13 protein-coding genes are annotated in these 16688 nt (G+C 70.7%); 10 read left to right on the top strand and 3 right to left on the bottom strand.

What is annotated here, in order from left to right:
• The first annotated feature begins 1268 nt into the window (after positions 1-1268).
• The 3 genes from AB0C62_RS04700 (at position 1269) to AB0C62_RS04690 (ending at position 5623) form a co-directional block, all read left to right on the top strand.
• Positions 1269-2555 carry a glycosyltransferase family 4 protein gene (locus tag AB0C62_RS04700; protein ID WP_362969608.1) on the top strand — a complete coding sequence of 429 codons (1287 nt, stop codon included), beginning with the start codon at positions 1269-1271 and terminating at the stop codon, positions 2553-2555.
• The gene (locus tag AB0C62_RS04695; RefSeq protein WP_362969607.1) at positions 2552-3379 is read left to right on the top strand and encodes a transferase; all 828 of its coding nucleotides are present in this window, start codon (positions 2552-2554) and stop codon (positions 3377-3379) included. The genes AB0C62_RS04700 and AB0C62_RS04695 overlap by 4 nt, the downstream gene beginning before the upstream one ends.
• Positions 3380-3859: 480 nt before the next feature.
• Positions 3860-5623, top strand: coding sequence for a beta-ketoacyl-[acyl-carrier-protein] synthase family protein (locus AB0C62_RS04690; protein ID WP_362969606.1), 1764 nt, complete (start codon positions 3860-3862; stop codon positions 5621-5623).
• 270 nt (positions 5624-5893) lie between these two features.
• Here the strand turns inward: AB0C62_RS04690 and AB0C62_RS04685 are convergent, their stop codons facing one another.
• Positions 5894-6997: a Ku protein gene (locus tag AB0C62_RS04685; protein ID WP_362969605.1), complete on the bottom strand. Its 1104-nt coding sequence runs from the start codon at positions 6995-6997 to the stop codon at positions 5894-5896.
• 62 nt (positions 6998-7059) lie between these two features.
• Here AB0C62_RS04685 and ligD point away from each other — a divergent pair, with 62 nt between their 5' ends.
• Complete coding sequence (gene ligD, locus AB0C62_RS04680; RefSeq protein ID WP_362969604.1) at positions 7060-7941, top strand: non-homologous end-joining DNA ligase; 882 nt, start codon at positions 7060-7062, stop codon at positions 7939-7941.
• A 44-nt stretch (positions 7942-7985) separates the two neighbouring features.
• On the opposite strand, the gene AB0C62_RS04675 is transcribed toward ligD, so the two are convergent.
• Positions 7986-8789 (bottom strand): nuclease-related domain-containing protein, encoded by an 804-nt coding sequence (locus tag AB0C62_RS04675; protein ID WP_362969603.1) that lies wholly within the window; start codon positions 8787-8789, stop codon positions 7986-7988.
• A 106-nt stretch (positions 8790-8895) separates the two neighbouring features.
• Here AB0C62_RS04675 and AB0C62_RS04670 point away from each other — a divergent pair, with 106 nt between their 5' ends.
• Entirely contained in the window at positions 8896-9402 is a 507-nt protein-coding gene (locus AB0C62_RS04670; RefSeq protein WP_362969602.1) for a dual specificity protein phosphatase family protein, read from the top strand.
• On the opposite strand, the gene AB0C62_RS04665 is transcribed toward AB0C62_RS04670, so the two are convergent.
• Entirely contained in the window at positions 9365-10642 is a 1278-nt protein-coding gene (locus AB0C62_RS04665) for an RNA-guided endonuclease TnpB family protein (RefSeq protein ID WP_362969601.1), read from the bottom strand. The genes AB0C62_RS04670 and AB0C62_RS04665 overlap by 38 nt on opposite strands.
• A 374-nt stretch (positions 10643-11016) precedes the next feature.
• Between AB0C62_RS04665 and AB0C62_RS04660 the strand changes: the two genes are divergently transcribed.
• The 5 genes from AB0C62_RS04660 to AB0C62_RS04640 all read left to right on the top strand — a co-directional run bounded on the left by AB0C62_RS04660 (position 11017) and on the right by AB0C62_RS04640 (position 16627).
• Positions 11017-11817 carry a hypothetical protein gene (locus AB0C62_RS04660; RefSeq protein WP_362969600.1) on the top strand — a complete coding sequence of 267 codons (801 nt, stop codon included), beginning with the start codon at positions 11017-11019 and terminating at the stop codon, positions 11815-11817.
• On the top strand, positions 11814-13097 hold the full coding sequence (locus AB0C62_RS04655) for a HAMP domain-containing sensor histidine kinase (protein ID WP_362969599.1): 1284 nt from the start codon (positions 11814-11816) through the stop codon (positions 13095-13097). Before AB0C62_RS04660 ends, AB0C62_RS04655 begins: the two co-directional genes overlap by 4 nt.
• Positions 13098-13168: 71 nt before the next feature.
• On the top strand, positions 13169-13690 hold the full coding sequence (locus AB0C62_RS04650; protein WP_362969598.1) for an SH3 domain-containing protein: 522 nt from the start codon (positions 13169-13171) through the stop codon (positions 13688-13690).
• 88 nt (positions 13691-13778) lie between these two features.
• Positions 13779-15155, top strand: a complete 1377-nt coding sequence (locus AB0C62_RS04645; RefSeq protein WP_362969597.1) for an FtsW/RodA/SpoVE family cell cycle protein — start codon at positions 13779-13781, stop codon at positions 15153-15155.
• Positions 15152-16627, top strand: a complete 1476-nt coding sequence (locus AB0C62_RS04640) for a penicillin-binding transpeptidase domain-containing protein (RefSeq protein WP_362969596.1) — start codon at positions 15152-15154, stop codon at positions 16625-16627. Before AB0C62_RS04645 ends, AB0C62_RS04640 begins: the two co-directional genes overlap by 4 nt.
• Positions 16628-16688: the final 61 nt, after the last annotated feature.

Here is a 16688-nt window from a genome sequence, read left to right as displayed (position 1 = left end):
GTCGGCCAACCGGGGACGGTACCATGCCTTGCATTGCGCACCCGCGCACGTGGCATTGCGCACGCTTCGACTGCGCACCACAAGCAGAATGCGGAATCGATGCGCACCTCCGTGGCCCGATTCTCCAGTGCGCACCCTGCAGCGGAGCTCCGATCTAACGGCACGCGGCAGCCCCGCCCCTGTCGGCACAGGCATCACACTGGTGAGGAGTGCCGTACTGCGTACACCTCCCCCGCTAGTGGATGAGCGGAACAGGCATCACTCCTCGCGTTGCCGTCACTCCCGCTCCAACCGGGCCCCCGGGCCGACACCCCAAACCGAGCCTCAGTACGAGCCGTTCTGTTGCACAGCACGCTGACCCCGCTCGGTGCACACCGGTGCTCCTAAACGTGCGCCTGCGCAGCCGCACGGCGCCCTCCGCTCAAGAGCTCCAGCTAATCCTGCTCTGCGCAACACATCCGCACTTCCACGACTCAAGCCTGCAGAACCTCCAAACTGCCGACTCGGACTATGGCCGCTAGCTGACTCCCTCGCTCCTACCGCATCGTCAGGTCCCGTTCAGCTGCTCTCTGCTCGGGCGCTTAGATCGAGAGCACTACTTCTCAGATTCCCGGCCTCCCCGTCAGGGGCGTTGGAGACTGATGCAAGGAGGCGTTCTATAAGCCCTTCGACGTCTGCGACAGAGACCCGGAACAGGTTCTCGGTGCGCTTCCGTATGGCATGCGGACTCGGTCCACAGGGAGGAATCCAACAAAGTTCGCTTCCCCTTGCATCCACCGACCTGCTGACAGCTTGATGATCGGAGGCCTTGCTACGCCCTCCGGCGGGCGGGACCGTCGGGCGTCGTGCCGGCCGACGGAATTGGGCCGCCGCGAGCGCCTCGCCCCAGCTTGTCCGCTCACCGGCACAAACTCGGCGCCTGGCGGCCGCCCCCTTGATCACCCCGCCCACAGCAACGGAGTGCACGGCCGGTGGGCCATTATTTCGCGAGGGACGCGCAGTGGCGACGATGGTCGAAGATCCGAGGTAGGCCGCATCCTGGTGCCGCTATGTCCGCCGAATCCCGGCCGGATCTGGTGCCCCCGCCGAGGGACATCCAGCGTCATCAGCACCGGCCTCGGTGTGTGCTGGAAGCCGAGACGGAGGCTTTTCCCACTCTTCGCTGTCACCCCCTCCCCCCAACCGGAACATCACCCCCCGAGGTGTGGCATAGGTAAGGATCGGTATCGAACGGCAACCCTTTGGGGGTTGCGTTCGTCTAGTACGGCATGAAGATCTCGTTCTTGATCCATAACGCCTATGGGATAGGGGGCACGATCAGTACCACCTTCAATCTGGCCGCTGCGTTGGCGGAGCGGCACAGTGTGGAGGTTGTTTCGGTCTTGCGGACGCGGGAGCGTCCCAGCCTCGTGTTGGATCACCGGGTCTCGTTGCGTGGGCTGGTCGATCTGCGGGAGGAGAAGGAGCATCCGCTGCATCTGCGGCCCTCGCGGGTGTATCCGGACTCGGAGCGGCGGTACGAGCAGTACAGCGAGTTGACCGATCAGCGCATCGCGGCGTTCCTGGACAAGGTCGACGCCGACGTGGTCGTGGGGACGCGGCCCGGGCTCAACGTGCATCTCGCGCTCCAGGCGCCCGAGCGGGTCGTTCGGATCGGGCAGGAGCACCTCACGCTCGACAGTCATTCGCCGGAGCTGCGCACGGTTCTCCGGGGTGCCTATCGACGGCTCGACGCGCTCACCACCGTCACCTCCGCCGACGCCGCCTCCTACGCGCGCAAGATGCGGCTGCCCGGGGTGCGGGTCGAGGCTCTGCCCAACAGCGTCCCCGACCCCGAGCTGCCGCCCGCCGACGGGACGTCGAAGGTGGTCGTGGCGGCCGGCCGGCTGGTCAGGGTGAAGCACTACGACCTGCTCATCGAAGCGTTCTCCCACGTGGTCGCTGAACGGCCCGACTGGCAACTGCGTATCTACGGCAAAGGTCAGGAACACGCACGGCTGCGGGAGATCATCACCGACCTCGGGCTCGTCAACAACGTGTTCCTCATGGGGGCGGTGCCCCACATGGAAGGGGAATGGGTGAAGGCGTCGATCGGTGCGGCCTCCTCCAGTTTCGAGGCCTTCGGCATGACGATCGTCGAGGCGATGCGCAACGGGCTACCCGTCGTGAGCACCGACTGCCCGCACGGTCCCGGCGAGATCATCCGTGACGGTGTCGACGGCCGGCTGGTTCCGGTCGGGGACCCGAAGGCCCTGGGCGGAGCCCTGTTGGAGCTCGTGAACGACGACGAGAGACGGCGGCGTATGGGGCAGGCCGCCCGGGAGAACTCCCGCCGGTTCGCGCCCGAGCCCGTGGTCGAGCAGGCCGAGCGGTTCTTCACCGAGGTGCTCGCCGCCAAGCGGGCCGGACGGCCCGCCGAGCCACGCCGTGACGGGCTCTACCAGAGCCTCGTGGCGCAGCGCTTCTCCTTCCGCGACGCCCGTGACGCCCGGAAGAACAAGGGCAAGAGCAGTAAGAGCAGCCAGGACGACGCGAGCCGGAAGGTGGAGCTATGACCACGTCGATCGAGCCGGAGCCTCGTGTCGGGTGCACGGTGGGTGCCGACGGACGGATCACCTTCGGTGTGCGGTTGCCTTCGGCCGCCCATCCCCAACTGCTCCTGCAGCCAAGGCCGAAGAAGGGGCGGCCGGAGAAGGCGCCGCACGTGCTCGACCTGGAGCCCTCCGAGGACGGGCGTCTCGTCGGCGTCCTGGAGGACAACACGTCGCTCGACGAGGGGCGTTGGGACGTCTATCTCCTCGACGAGCCGGACGGGGAGCCGCAGCGGCTGCGCCCGGGGGCGAGGGACCTGCGGGTGCTCGTCGACGGTGGCGCCCGGGACCGGTCCTCACCCGTCGAGGTGCGAGTGCCGTACGTGACCAAGTCCGGTTATCTCTCGGTCCGTACGTGGCTGCGCGCCGCGCACGCCGAGGCGGACCGGATCGTGGTCACCGACGACGGGACGATCGACGTCACGGGCCGGCTGCACGGAGCGTCGTTCGGCGCCGGTGCCGTCGTCCGCATGCGGGTGCGTGGTACCGACACGGTCCGGAAGGTCGAACCGCGGGTCGAGGACGACGGACTGGGTTTCTCCTTCACCGTCGGCTGCGACGAGTTGGCCGGGCCCGTGTCCGGTGAGGGTGTCTGGGACGTGCACGTGCGCCCCGCTGCCTCCGCACCGGCTGTCCGGGTCGGCCGCCTTCTCGACGACGTCGCCGACCGCAAGGAGGTCTTCGTCTACCCGTCCACCGATGTCGACGGGTGCGAGGTGAGGCCGTACTACACCATGGACAACGACCTGTCCGTGGAAGTGGCGCGAGCGCGGGTCCAGGCCGCCTGACGTCCACGCGCGATGCGATGCCCGCGACTGATGTGATGTCCGCGCCTGCTGACGAACTTGATGCCCGTACTTGATGCGCGTACTTCATGGCCGTGACCAGCCTCACGGTTCTGTCCTCAGAGGTGTTGTCTCTATTCTCCGACGGAACATCCCGCCGCCGATTTCCGCGCCGAATGCGTGAGTCGCACGTCACGTTGCGCATATCCGCTCGGCATATGCGCAACCGCTCGCCGAATAAGAGGTTCCTCGCATCGCGCGTGCCCCCGAATGGTTGCTCACCTGCGGCGCGGCAGGTTTTGTTCAGAATTCAATGGTGGATTTCGGTGCGCCCGACCCCATTCCCCGGCGTAGGTAATTGAGCGCACGCTTTCGTGACCTTTCGCACAAATACGGGGGGTACGTCTAGGCAAATTCGGACTTTTCGCCGACTGTTGTGGCGGGATTTTTCTCCCACCCCCCACAGCGAAGGCAGGCGAACCCATGCGCAATTCTTCCGACGTTCCCGTGCAGCCTCACGCCGTCTCTGTCGCCGAGGTCGTTCCGGGTGACCTTCTCGCCCTGTCCGAGAGCGATGTGGCCCGGGACGAGTGGTACGCGGTGATGCACACGCTCCCCGAGACGCCGCACACGATCCGGGTGACCCTGCGTCCGCCGCTCGGGGGAAGAGACCGCGACCACGTCTTCGACCGGGGGCACCAAGTGACCGTGGCCTGTCGGCGGATGGACGTCGCTGGCATTCCCGAGATCGCCTCGGCCGATCTCGACGGGGTGGAGTTCCGCGACGGTGACCGGGTCACCTCGCTGCGCGTCGTCGACCCCGCCGCCGTCGAGGTGTCGTACACCCGGCGCTGGGGCCGCTGGCACCGGGATCTGGAGGACCGGGGTGCGGTGCCCGTCTCCGACACCGGGCTGCGCGAGGAGGTCGGGCGGGCCGTCGAGAGCGGTCACGTCGTACGGCATTTCCCGCGTCCGCGTCGTAGCGTCGCCGGCGGTGTCGTGCCGCGGCGGGTCGTCGTCACCGGGGTCGGCGCGGTGACCCCGCTCGGCGTCGGCGTCGGCGAGCTGTGGCAGGGGCTGGTCGACGGGCGGTGCGGGATAACGGAGTTGACGGACGAGGAGTTCGACGGCCTGCCGGTACGGGTCGCCGGCCGCGTGCCCGTCGATCCCGCCGAGTTGCTGCCGAGGCCCCAGGCGCGGCGGATGAACCGGGCCGCGCAGTTCGCGGTGCTCGCCGCGCGAGAGGCGTGGCGCGACGGCGGCTTCGACGAGGCGGGGACCGTGGAGAGCGGACTCGATCCCGAGCGGGTCGGCGTCAGCGTCGGCGCCATCCTCGGGGACGCCTCCGTGCTCGTCGGCGGCGACCGCAAGCTGCGGGACAAGGGACCGCGTGCGGTGTCCCCGCTCACCACGCCGATGACCGTACCGTCGCAGCCCGCGTCCCAGGTGTCGCTGGCGCTGCGGATCACCGGTGAGGCCCGCACGGTGACGAGCGCGTGCGCCTCCGGCACCGAGGCCATCGGCCAGGCCATCGACCGCATCCGCTACGGGCGGGTCGACGTGGCGCTCGCCGGGGGCGCGGAGGCCGTGATCACGCCGGCGATCATGGCCTCGTTCGCCTCGATGCGCGCGCTGTCCACCCACGAGCTGGGGTCCGTCAGTCCGTCCCGGCCGTTCGCCAAGGACCGCGACGGCTTCGTGAACGGCGAGGGCGCGGGCTTCCTGCTCCTGGAGTCGGAGGAGCACGCGCGGGCCCGGGGCGCGCGGATCTACTGCGAGGCCGCAGGCTGGGGGCTGTCCGCCGACGCCCACCACATGGCCGCGCCCGACCCGTCCGGCGGCGGGGTCGCGCTCGCGCTGCGGCGCGCGGTGCGGGACGCGGGCGGCCATGCCGTCGACGTCGTGCACGTCAACGCGCACGCCACCGCCACCACCGAGGGCGACCTCGCCGAGGCGACCGCGGTGCGGGCCGTGCTGGGCGAGGACGTTCCGGTGACCGCGCTCAAGGGACACCTCGGGCATCTGCAGGGTGCGGCGGGCGGTGTCGAGGCGGTCGCCACCGTTCTCACGCTCCACCACGGGCTCATCCCGCCGACCATCGGGTGTGAGGAGCAGGACGAGGCCATCGGGCTGGACGTGGTGACCGAGTCCCCGCGAGCCCTGCCCGCGCGGGGCGACCTCGCGCTCAGCAACTCGTTCGGCTTCGGCGGCCACAACGCGGTGCTGGCGCTGCGCCGCACGGCCTGAGGGGTGACAGGGGCTCCGCGCGCGGACGGCACCGCTCGCGCGCGGACCGCCCCCATCGGCGAGAGCAGCGGCCGGCGGGCTTCGGCGAGAACGGCGGCCGCTGGGTTGCCCCGCTCACCGGCCTCGACGGACGTGCACGTCCCGCCGTACACATCCCGCCGTGCACATCCCAGCCGACCAGAAGCGATAGATCGCCGGGCCGAGGTCCCCCCTCGACCGAACCGCGAACCCCGAACCCCGGGCTCCGGCTCCCGTTGTCCGCCCCGATTCCTACGCCGACGCCTTCTTCCTCGCCGCCGTCGTCTTCTTCGCCGGCGTCTTCTTGGCGGCGGTCTTCTTGGCCGCCGTCCGGGAGGCGGCGGCGGTGTCTCCGGAGGACTTGGCCGAGGCCGCGGAGGTCTTGGCCGCCGTCTTGGTGGCCGCCTTGCGGGCCGGGGTCTTCTTCGCCGCGGTCTTCTTGCCGGCCGTCTTCTTCGCGGTGGACGTCGACTTCTTGCCGCCGACCTCCTTGGGTGCCGTACGGGCCGACCCGCGGGTTCCCGACCTGCCCGCCGGCAGGGGGTGGACCTCGGCGTCCCCGTCCCCCGCGCCGTCCCCGTCCCGGGACTTCTTGGCGGCGCTCACGCTCTTCTCGAGGGCTGCCATCAGGTCGAGCACCTTGCCGCCGTCCTTCTCCGCGGGGGCCGCCGGAGCCTCGTGGCCCTCGGCCTTGGCGGTGATGAGTTCCTCGACGGCCTCGCGGTAGTCGTCGTGCAGGGTGTCGAGGTCGACCTCGCCGAGCGTGTCCATCAGGGCGTCGGCCAGGTCGAGTTCCTTGTCGCGGACGGTGACGCCGTCGTCCGGGGCCACGTCGTCGGTCGCGCGGATCTCGTCCGGCCAGAGCAGGCCGTGCATGGCGATCACGTCGTCGACGACGCGCAGCATGCCGAGCCGCTCGCGGCCGCGCAGCGCGAACTTCGCCACGGCCACCTTCTTGCTGCGCTTGAGGGCCTCGCGGAGCAGGACGTACGGCTTGGTCGCCGGGACGCCGTTCGCGGACAGGTAGTACGCCGTGTCCATCTGGAGCGGGTCGATCCGGTCGGCCGGCACGAAGGCCACGATCTCGATCGTCCGGGCGGTCGGCAGGGGCAGCGAGGCGAGGTCCTCGTCGGTGATCGGGATCATGGTGCCGTCGGCCTCCTCGTAGGCCTTGCCGATCTCCGAAGTCGCGACCTCGGTGTCCTCCAGCTCGCAGACCTTGCGGTAGCGGATGCGTCCGCCGTCGTCGAGGTGGATCTGGCGGAAGGAGATCGCGTGGTTCTCCGTGGCGTTCACGAGCTTGATGGGGATGCTGACCAGGCCGAAGGAGATCGCGCCGTTCCATATCGATCGCACGTGCAGCACCCTTCCGATCACCGTGAGACGTTTTTGTGCCGTTTTCGTGGGATTCTCATCGTATGACGCCGATCACCGAGGTGGAGGGGCGAAGGCTCGCGCTGAGCAACCTGGAGAAGGTGCTGTATCCGGCCACCGGGTTCACCAAGGGCGAGGTGCTGCACTACTACGCCACGGTGGCGGACGTACTCCTCCCCCACCTGCGCGACCGGCCCGTCTCCTTCCTTCGCTACCCCGACGGACCCGACGGGCAGGTGTTCTTCACCAAGAACGTGCCGCCCGGTACGCCCGGCTGGGTCAGGACCGCCGAGGTGCCGCGCACCGAGGGGCCCGCCCTGATGGTCCTCCTCCAGGACCTGGCCTCGCTGATGTGGGCGGCGAACCTCGTGACGGAGTTCCACACTCCGCAGTGGACGATCAGCACGCCCGGGATCGCCGACCGGATCGTGTTCGACCTCGACCCGGGGGCGCCGGCGTCGGTCGTGGAGTGCTGCGAGGTCGCGCTGTGGCTGCGCGAGCGGCTGGCCGCGGACGGGTTCGAGGCGTACGCGAAGTCGTCCGGGTCGAAGGGACTGCACCTGCTGGCCGCCGTCGCGCCGACGCCGTCCGACGAGGTCAGCGACTACGCGAAGGATCTGGCCCTGGAGGCGGAGAAGGCACTGCCCGGGCTGGTGGTGCACCGAATGACGAAGAGCCTGCGGCCCGGCAAGGTGTTCGTCGACTGGAGCCAGAACGCGGGCCGGAAGACGACCGCCACGCCCTACACCCTGCGGGCGCGCGCCGAGCCGACAGTGTCGGCACCCGTGACCTGGGACGAGGTCGAGGAGTGCCGGAAGCCGGTGGACCTGGTGTTCCGGGCGCCGGACGTCACCGAGCGCGTCGCACGGATCGGCGACCTGATGGCACCACTGCTCGACCACGAGCACCCGCGCCCACTGCCCTGACCGGCGGTCCCGGCCTCAGCGGCCCGGCACCACCCCGCCCCTCCTCACACCCGCAGCCAGGTGTGACGGTCCCGGGCCATCGCGTGCAGTGCCTCCACGTCGGCCGGTTTCAGGACCCCGCCGAGCCGGGCGAGACCGGCCAGGTCGGTGTCGCGCAGGACGCGGATCCGCCGCGGCGGGGCAAGGACGTCGAGCCGGGCCGCCTCAACCACCGCGAGGACGGCGTGCACCTGGGCGGTCAGGGCGTGCGCGGCACGGTCCGCGTCCGCGCGGACCCGGCGCAGCAGCGGCTGCGCCTCGCGGCGGCCGACGGTGACCATCGGGTCGGCGACCAGGACGCGCTGCCTGCGGGCGTACAGGGCGCGGACGCAGAAGAGCCCCGCCGGGCCGATGACCAGGTGGTGGACGCGGTCACCGCCCGGCAGCGGGAGCGAGTGCAGGCTGTGCCAGCCGCCGCCCTCCAGGTCGTCCAAGGCCGCGCCGACCGCCTGTTCCGCCGCGAGTGCGCGGCGGCGCGGGTCGGGGCGCAGCCGGCGCGCCGGACCGGGGTCGCGGTCGAGGTCGATCACCAGGGCCTCGCCGGGACGGTTCGGCGCCAGGTCGTCGTCCGGGTGCAGGGTCAGCCGGGCCAGCTCGGCCGGGGTCGGGACGGAGGGCGGGCCGACCGTCACGGGGCCGGTCAGGAAGGGGCCCAGCGCGTGCAGGACGTCGTCGCGCCGGTCCTCGCTGAGCAGGTTGACCCGGGCCGCCTCACGGTCGTACCAGGCGACGTTCCTTCCGTCGGTCCCGCACACGTACAGGCGTTCCTGTCCGTGGCGCCGGGTCGGTACGACGCGCAGTCGGTTCATGCCCATCACCCCCGTCCATGGGAACAGGCGGGGTGCTCCAGGGGCAAGAACCCGGTTACCTTTGAGGGGAGTTGGGGGAGTTGGGGGAGTTGGGTGGGAGGCGCCGTTGCGGGGTCGCAGGAAGCATCCGGATGTTCCGGCTCCGGACAGCCCGTGGAGCGAGATCGTGCCGGGCCTGTGGATGGGCGGGCACCAGTTCGCAGGACGGGCCGGACCGGCCGAGACCGTGGTCGTACGGGACGAGTTCGACCTGGTCCTGACGCTGCTGCGGCTACCGGGGCACGGGCCCGACCCGGGCGTCGAGCACCATGTGTGGGCAATACCGGACGGACCCCTGGACGGGACGCAGCTGACGGGGGTCATGCGGCTCGCGCAGGCGGCGGACGACGCGCTGGAGGAGGGGCGGCGGGTGCTGGTCCGCTGCTATCACGGGTACAACCGGTCGGGGCTGGTCGTCGCGCACGCGCTCGTCCTCGCCGGACACTCCGCCGACGACGCGATCCGGCTGATCAGGGCCCGGCGCTCGCCGTGGGCGCTGCACAACCAGCTGTTCGTGGAGTACCTGCGGGCCGGGCTCAGCACTGCGCGGCTACTCGAAGAGCTCGCGGATTGACATCCTCGCCCATCTTGTCGGGGGCGATTCCCGTCGGCCGCTCCGTGCTGCGGGGCGGCTCCGGGTGGGTTCCTGCTTCATCACACTGCGCCGGGACGAGTCCCGGTCTTACCTGCGCTCCACGGGCTGATACGGCCAGTCCGGCCGCCTTTGCGACGTTGACCGCCGCGTTGATGTCTCGGTCAAGCAAGGTGCCGCAGGCTCCACAGGTCCACTCTCGGATGTGGAGAGGCTTGGGGCCGTCCTTGATGCCGCAATCCGAGCAGACCTGAGACGTCGGTTCGAACCGGCCGATGCGCACGAAGGTGCGGCCGTAGCGGCTGGCCTTGTACTCCAGCATGCTCACGAACTGCGACCACCCCGCGTCGTGCACGGACTTGGCTAAGCGGGTACGGGCAAGTCCTTTCACTGCCAGGTCTTCCACCGCGATCGCTTGGTTTTCGCGGATCAGCTGGGTGGAGAGCTGGTGGTGGAACTCGCGACGCGCATCGGCCACCCGCGCATGAGCGCGGGCGACCCGGAGACGGGCCTTGCCCCGGTTGGCGCTCCCTTTGTCCTTACGGGATAGCGAGCGCTGAGCCTTCCTGAGTTGCTTCTCGGCCCGACGCAGAAAGCGTGGGCTGTCGATCTTCCGGCCGTCCGACTGAACAGCGAAGTGCCCGAGACCGAGATCTACTCCGACTTCGGGCGTGGTGGGCGCCAGGACTTCTTCCGGGCCAGTCTCGATGACGAACGACGCAAAATACCTTCCCGCACTGTCCTTGACCACGGTCACGGTGGTGGGGTCGGCCGGCAGTCCACGGGACCATTTCACCGTCACGTCACCAATCTTGGGCAGCCGGAGTTTGCCGCCGTGCGTGATCTTCCATCTGCCGTTGCCGGTGAACCGGATGGCCTGCCGGGTATCCCTCTTGGACTTGAAACGGGGTGGCCCCGTCTTCGGGCGCTTGCCGACCAGGCCGTCGAAGAAGTTCCGGTAGGCGGCGTCCAGGTCGCGTAACGACTGCTGGAGGATCACCGAGGAGACCTCAGCCAGCCAAACCCGCTTCGTCGTCCTCTTCGCGGCCGTGAGCCGCTTGGACAGTTCGCCCAAGGTAACGAACGCCAGTCCGGCGGCACGCGCCTCCTCACGAGCGCGAAGCGCATCGTTGAAGACCACCCGGGCGCACCCGAACGCCCTGGCCAACGCCGAGCCTTGCGGGCCGTTCGGATACAGACGGAACCCGTACCTGAGCTGCACGGACGTCACCCTACATACGTGGTTAAGGTCGCCACGCTGAAACCCGAACAATGGCCTTACCCACCGACGTGAGCATCGGAGCACTGGCCGAGACAGAGTTGAGGGGGTAGGCACTCCCGCACAGGTCGGGCGGCGCGGCGCTCGCGCGCATCTGCCCTTCGGCAGTGAGGGGCCCTTCGGGGCCCGGATGAACAAAAAGGACTTCCATATGAATAAGGTGTACGAGGCGACCGGCCGTCCCGGGGCGTGCCCGGATGTCCGTGGCGGGTCCGTCGAGGTCGGCCGCCGCCCCGACGGCAGCATTCTCTTCGTCGACCACGTGCGGTAGCGGCGCTTCCGCGCCCCCGGACGGTCGGCCCGGACGCAGGAGCGCAGTGACCCACAGCCGCCTCGCGCGCACGGCCTCCGGGCCGGTGCGCGCCGTTCTCGGAGCCGCCGTCACCGCCGTGCTGGCGGTCGCCTTGACGGCCTGCGGGGACTCCGGCGACCTGCGCGGCGCGGGTGCGACGCCGACCGCCGTGGGCCCGAGCAGGCTGTGGCCGCAGCTCGCGCCCGCCTCGACGCCCGCGATCGACTACGGCGAGGCGGACACCGAGACCGTCAAGGGTGTCACCGCGCCCGGCGACGACATCCACAAGGTCGATCCGGTCGCCGTGGTGCGCGCCGAGGTGGCTGCCCATCCGGACGACTACACCGGACCGCACGCGCCGTACGCGGAGACGGTGAAGCAGCTCAAGGACTGCGGTGAACGCGGGGCACAGGGCAAGAAGTGCCCGATCCTCCAGGCGTACTACCGCGACCTGACCGGGGACGGCAAGGACGACCTGGTGCTTGGCATCCGCTTCCCGAAGGACCAGCTGGCGGTGCGCGTCTACACGTTCCTGCACCACAAGCTGGTGGAGGTGATGGGCACCTCGGACAGCGTGGTCAGTGTGGAGCTGGCGGGCCGGGAGGTGATCATCCGGTCGCCCTCGACGCTGCCGGGCTACGAGTTCCGTACGGTCTGGTCCTGGGATCCGCACCAGAACGCGATGCTCGCGACCCGCGACGAGATCCTGCGGGTCGGCCCGCCGACCCCGCGGGGCTCGCACGCCCCACCGCTACCCCTGATCCCCTCCCCCGCGCACTCTCCTTCGGCCTCGCCGTCCGCCGGTCCGTCCGCGAGCGGTTCATGAGTCCCCGGCTGCGGCTGCCGGACTGGACCGCCACGCTGACCTGGAAGGCGGCCGCGTTCATCGCGGTGATGTGCTGCGGGCTCGCGGCCCTGCTCGGCGTCCTCGTGCACGTGTCGGTGACCGACCAGACCGTCGGCGAGGCGCGCAACCGCGCGCTCGACCGGCTCACGGATGTCACGGCGGCGTACGAGGCGGGCGACCGGCTGCCGCCGGGCGCGGCCGTGGACCCGCCCGGACTGCCCGCGCGGCTGCGCGAGCTGGCGGTGGCGGGCCGGCGCGGCTCGATGGTCGGCGAGCACGACACGCATCCGACGATGTGGGCCGCCGGGCCCGCCGACGGCGGCCGGGCGCTGGCCGTGCAGTACGACTACGCCCAGGGCGCGCACACCATCGACGCCCTGGACCGGGCGATCGTGTGGTCGTCGGCCCTGGCGATCGGCGCGACCTTGCTGGTCGGCGCCTTCGCGGTGACGCGGGTGACGCGGCGGCTGCACGCGACGGCGCGGGTGGCGCGGCGGATCAGCGCGGGGGATCTGGACGCGCGCGTCGACGACCCGCGGGCGCAGAATCCGCGGCGGGCGCAGGACGAGGTGGCTGCGGTGGCCGGCGCGCTCGACACGATGGCCTCGTCGTTGCAGCGCAAGCTGCTGAGCGAGCAGCGGTTCACGGCGGACGTGGCGCACGAGTTGCGGACGCCGTTGACCGGGCTGCACGCGGCGGCCGAACTGCTGCCGCCGGGGCGGCCCACGGAGCTGGTGCTCGACCGGGTGGCGACGCTGCGCACGCTCACCGAGGACCTGCTGGAGATCTCGCGGCTCGACGCCCGCAGGGAGCGTCTGGAGCTGGACTCCGAGCCGTTGGTCCCGCTGGCCGAGCGGGTGGTGCGGGCGTCGGGGACGGACACCGAGGTGCTCGTGGTGCGGGCGACGCGGGTGGAGACGGACCGGCGGCGGCTGGAGCGGGTGCTGGGGAATCTGGTGGCGAACGCGCACAAGCACGGCGCGGGCCCGGTGGTGCTGACGGTCGACGGGCCGGTCGTCACCGTCCGGGACCACGGGGAGGGCTATCCGGACTACCTCGTGGAGCACGGGCCGCAGCGTTTCCGTACCGAGGGCGGTGCGACGGGCCACGGGCTCGGGCTGACCATCGCGCTCGGCCAGGCGGAGGTGCTGGGTGCGCGCCTGGAGTTCGCGAACGCGCCGGACGGCGGCGCGGTGGCGACGCTGACGCTCCCTCAGGACGGGCGGGGAGAGCCCGGCGTCCCCGATGGCGGAATGTGACCTGCGGTCCCCGGTTCCCCCTCCTAATGTGGCGATTAGTCAGCTTCGCCCCCTTTCTGGAGGAGCACCCCATGTCCCTGCGGTCCACGCACACCCGAATCGCCATAGCTCTCGCCGCCGGCAGCATGGTCGCGCTCACGGCGGCCGGCCCCGCCCTCGCCGACGGGGAGGGGGGCTTCGCGAGCAACAGCAACAGCAACAGCACTGGTAGCGGCAGCGGCACCGGCAGCCACGAGTGGAACAACACCAGTGGCGGCGGCAACGGTGACGGCGACGGCCGCGAGTGGAGCAACGGCAGTGGCGGCGACGGCCGCGAGACCGGCAACGGTCGCGGGGACGGCCGCCAGGACAACCCGCGCCAGTACAAGGGCAGGATCACCGCCCGCGGCGGCCTCGCGCTGCGCAGCGCGCCCAACCGCGGCAGCCAGCTGATCCGGGTCGCGCGGCAGGGCGAGATCGTCTCGATCTACTGCAAGACCCCGGGCCAGAAGGTCGACGGCAACCCGCTCTGGTACCTGCTCACCGACGGCACCTGGGCCTGGGGCGCCGCCCGTTACATCGACAACATCGGTGCGGCACCCCGCTGGTGCTGACGGCTCGGCACCCTCACAGGTGAACCGGAACGGCCGGTTTGTCAGTTCATAACGGGACATCAGGTCGACCACTTGCTACGTTCCGGACATGACCCAGCCCGGAATGTCCGGAACGGCCGTGGCGGTGGAACCGGCCCCTCCCGCTGTACGCCTGCCCAGGCGCCGTGGCGTCGAGTTCACCCTCATCGTCCTCGCCGTCCTGCTCAGCGTGTACGGATACTGCGCTGTCGGTCTCGCCAAGAACGGCACCGTCCCGCCCGGCGCCGCCGGTTACGGCGCCGGGCTCGGCGTGCTCGCGCTCCTCGCCCACGTGGCCGTGCGCCTGCGGGCCCCGTACGCCGATCCGCTGCTGCTGCCCATCGGCGTCCTCCTCAACGGTCTGGGCCTGGTGCTGATCTACCGGCTGGACCTGGAGACCCCGGACGACCAGGCGGCGCCGATCCAGCTCGTCTGGTCGACGCTCGGGGTCACGTTCTTCATCGTGGCCGTGCTCTTCCTGCGCGATCACCGGGTCCTGCAGCGCTACACCTACGTCTCGGTGGTCAGCGCGCTCGCCCTGCTCGTCCTGCCGATCTTCTTCCCGGCGGTGAACGGCGCCCGCATCTGGATCCGGATCGCGGGGTTCTCCATCCAGCCGGGCGAGTTCGCGAAGGTGCTGCTCGCGGTGTTCTTCGCCGGCTACCTCGCCGTCAACCGCAACGCGCTCGCGTACAGCGGCCGGCAGATCTGGCGGTTCCGGCGGCTCCAGCTGCCCACCGGCCGGGTGCTCGGCCCGATCGTGGCGATCTGGCTGCTGAGCGTGCTGGTGCTGATCCTGGAGCGGGACCTCGGCACCTCACTGCTGTTCTTCGGCCTGTTCGTGATCATGCTGTACGTCGCCACCGGCCGCACCGGCTGGATCGCGGTCGGGCTCATGCTGGCCTCCGTGGGCGCGGTGGCGGTGGGCCGGCTGGAGCCGCACGTGCACAGCCGGGTGGCGGACTGGCTGGCCCCCTTCGCCTCGATCACCGCGGGGGACGGCCCGAATCAGCTGGCCCAGTCGCTGTTCGCGTTCGCCTCCGGCGGGCTGCTCGGCACCGGCCTCGGGCTCGGCCACTCGATCCTCATCGGCTTCGCCGCCAAGTCCGACTTCATCCTCGCGACCGCGGGCGAGGAGCTGGGACTGGTCGGCCTGTCCGCGATCTTCCTCCTCTACGCGCTCCTGGTGGAACGCGGCTACCGCGCGGGACTTGCGGTACGCGACCCCTTCGGCCGGCTCCTCGCGATCGGGCTCGCCTCGATCGTGGCCCTCCAGGTCTTCGTCATCGCGGGCGGGGTGACCGGACTGATCCCGCTGACCGGCATGGCGATGCCCTTCCTCGCGCAGGGCGGTTCCTCGGTCGTCACCAACTGGATCATCGTGGCGCTGCTGATCCGGATCAGCGACAGCGCCCGCGGTCAGCACGACGGGACGGAGACACCATGACGAAGTACATCCGGCGGGCCGTCGGGCTGTGCGCCGTGCTGCTGGTGGCGTTGCTGGTCAACGCCGCCCGCGTCCAGGTCGTCCAGGCCCCGTCGTACGACGGCAACCCCGCCAACCGCCGTCAGGCGATCGCCCGTTACGGCCAGCCGCGCGGGGACATCGTCGTCGACGGCAGGACGGTCACCGGCTCCAAGGACACCGGCGAGCAGCTCCGCTACGAACGTACCTACCGGGACGGCCCGTTGTTCGCACCGGTCACCGGGTTCGCCTCGCAGGTGTACGGGACGACGCTGCTGGAGGGCACCGAGGACGGCGTCCTGTCCGGCGCCGACCAGATGCTGGACCCGTTCCCGCTGTGGAACGACTTCACGCGGGCCCGGAACCCGGGCGGCAAGGTGGTCACCACGCTCGACGGGGCGGCGCAGCGGGCGGCCTTCGAGGGACTCGGCGCGCGCCGGGGCGCGGTCGCGGCGATCGAGCCGTCGACCGGCCGCATCCTGGCGCTGGTCTCCACTCCGTCGTACGACCCCGGGGTGCTGTCCGGGACGGGGCCGGCCGTCTCGAAGGCGTGGGCGCGGCTGAACGCGCAGGACGACAAGCCGATGCTCAACCGGGCGATCCGGCAGACGTATCCGCCGGGGTCGACGTTCAAGGTGGTGACCGCGGCGGCGGCGCTGGACGCGGGGGTGGTGGAGGACGTGGACGCGCCGAGCGACTCGCCGAACCCGTACCGGCTGCCCGGCACGACGACGCGGCTCACGAACGAGATCGAGGGCTGCGAGGACGCCTCGCTGCGGTACGCGTTCACCTGGTCGTGCAACACGGTGTTCGCGAAGCTGGGGGTGGACGTCGGGCTCGACGCGATGACGCACACGGCGGCGGACTTCGGCTTCAACGACCGCAAGCTGCGCATCCCGTTCTCGGTGGCGCCGAGCAACTTCGATCTGCGGCTGGACAAGGCGCAGTTGGCGCTGTCGTCCATCGGTCAGTTCGACACCCGGGCGACCCCGCTCCAGATGGCGATGATCTCGGCGGCGGTCGCGGGTGACGGCACGGTCCGCAGGCCGTACCTGGTGGAGCGGACGACCCGGCGCGGCGGCGCGACCCTGGGCACGACGGGCCCGCGGACGCTCCATCAGGCGATGAGCGCGTCGACGGCACAGCAGCTGCGCGAGCTGATGACCGATGTGGTGGAGGAGGGCACGGGGAGGGTGGCCGCCATCCCCGGCGCCACCGTCGGCGGCAAGACCGGCACCGCGCAGCACGGCGTCGGCAACGCGGGGACCCCGTACGCGTGGTTCATCTCCTGGGCCCGGCCCGACGACTCGATGGAGCCGGCGGTGGCGGTGGCGGTCGTCGTCGAGGACGCGGCGGCGAACCGCGGGGACATCAGCGGCGGCGGCTTCGCGGGTCCGATCGCCCGGTCGGTGATGGAGGCGGTGCTGGACACCCGGGACCGCGGGGACCGCTGAACAGGGGGGCGCGGACCTGCCCGGCCGCTCCCGTTCTCTCGTCCTGTGAGACGTGGGTGTT

Source organism: Streptomyces sp. NPDC048643, from assembly GCF_040650615.1.
Taxonomy (GTDB): domain Bacteria; phylum Actinomycetota; class Actinomycetes; order Streptomycetales; family Streptomycetaceae; genus Streptomyces.
The sequence above is the reverse complement of the archived record's forward strand: the minus strand, read 5'-3'. Positions and strand labels throughout refer to the sequence as shown.

What these genes read in the sequence shown, in the direction of transcription:
- ligD (WP_362969604.1), top strand. Translation starts at nt 7,060, where the DNA reads ATGACGCCGATCACCGAGGTGGAGGGGCGAAGGCTCGCGCTGAGCAAC.
- AB0C62_RS04650 (WP_362969598.1), top strand. Translation starts at nt 13,169, where the DNA reads ATGTCCCTGCGGTCCACGCACACCCGAATCGCCATAGCTCTCGCCGCC.
- AB0C62_RS04695 (WP_362969607.1), top strand. Translation starts at nt 2,552, where the DNA reads ATGACCACGTCGATCGAGCCGGAGCCTCGTGTCGGGTGCACGGTGGGT.
- AB0C62_RS04690 (WP_362969606.1), top strand. Translation starts at nt 3,860, where the DNA reads ATGCGCAATTCTTCCGACGTTCCCGTGCAGCCTCACGCCGTCTCTGTC.
- AB0C62_RS04640 (WP_362969596.1), top strand. Translation starts at nt 15,152, where the DNA reads ATGACGAAGTACATCCGGCGGGCCGTCGGGCTGTGCGCCGTGCTGCTG.
- AB0C62_RS04675 (WP_362969603.1), bottom strand. Translation starts at nt 8,789, where the DNA reads ATGAACCGACTGCGCGTCGTACCGACCCGGCGCCACGGACAGGAACGC.
- AB0C62_RS04700 (WP_362969608.1), top strand. Translation starts at nt 1,269, where the DNA reads ATGAAGATCTCGTTCTTGATCCATAACGCCTATGGGATAGGGGGCACG.
- AB0C62_RS04655 (WP_362969599.1), top strand. Translation starts at nt 11,814, where the DNA reads ATGAGTCCCCGGCTGCGGCTGCCGGACTGGACCGCCACGCTGACCTGG.
- AB0C62_RS04645 (WP_362969597.1), top strand. Translation starts at nt 13,779, where the DNA reads ATGACCCAGCCCGGAATGTCCGGAACGGCCGTGGCGGTGGAACCGGCC.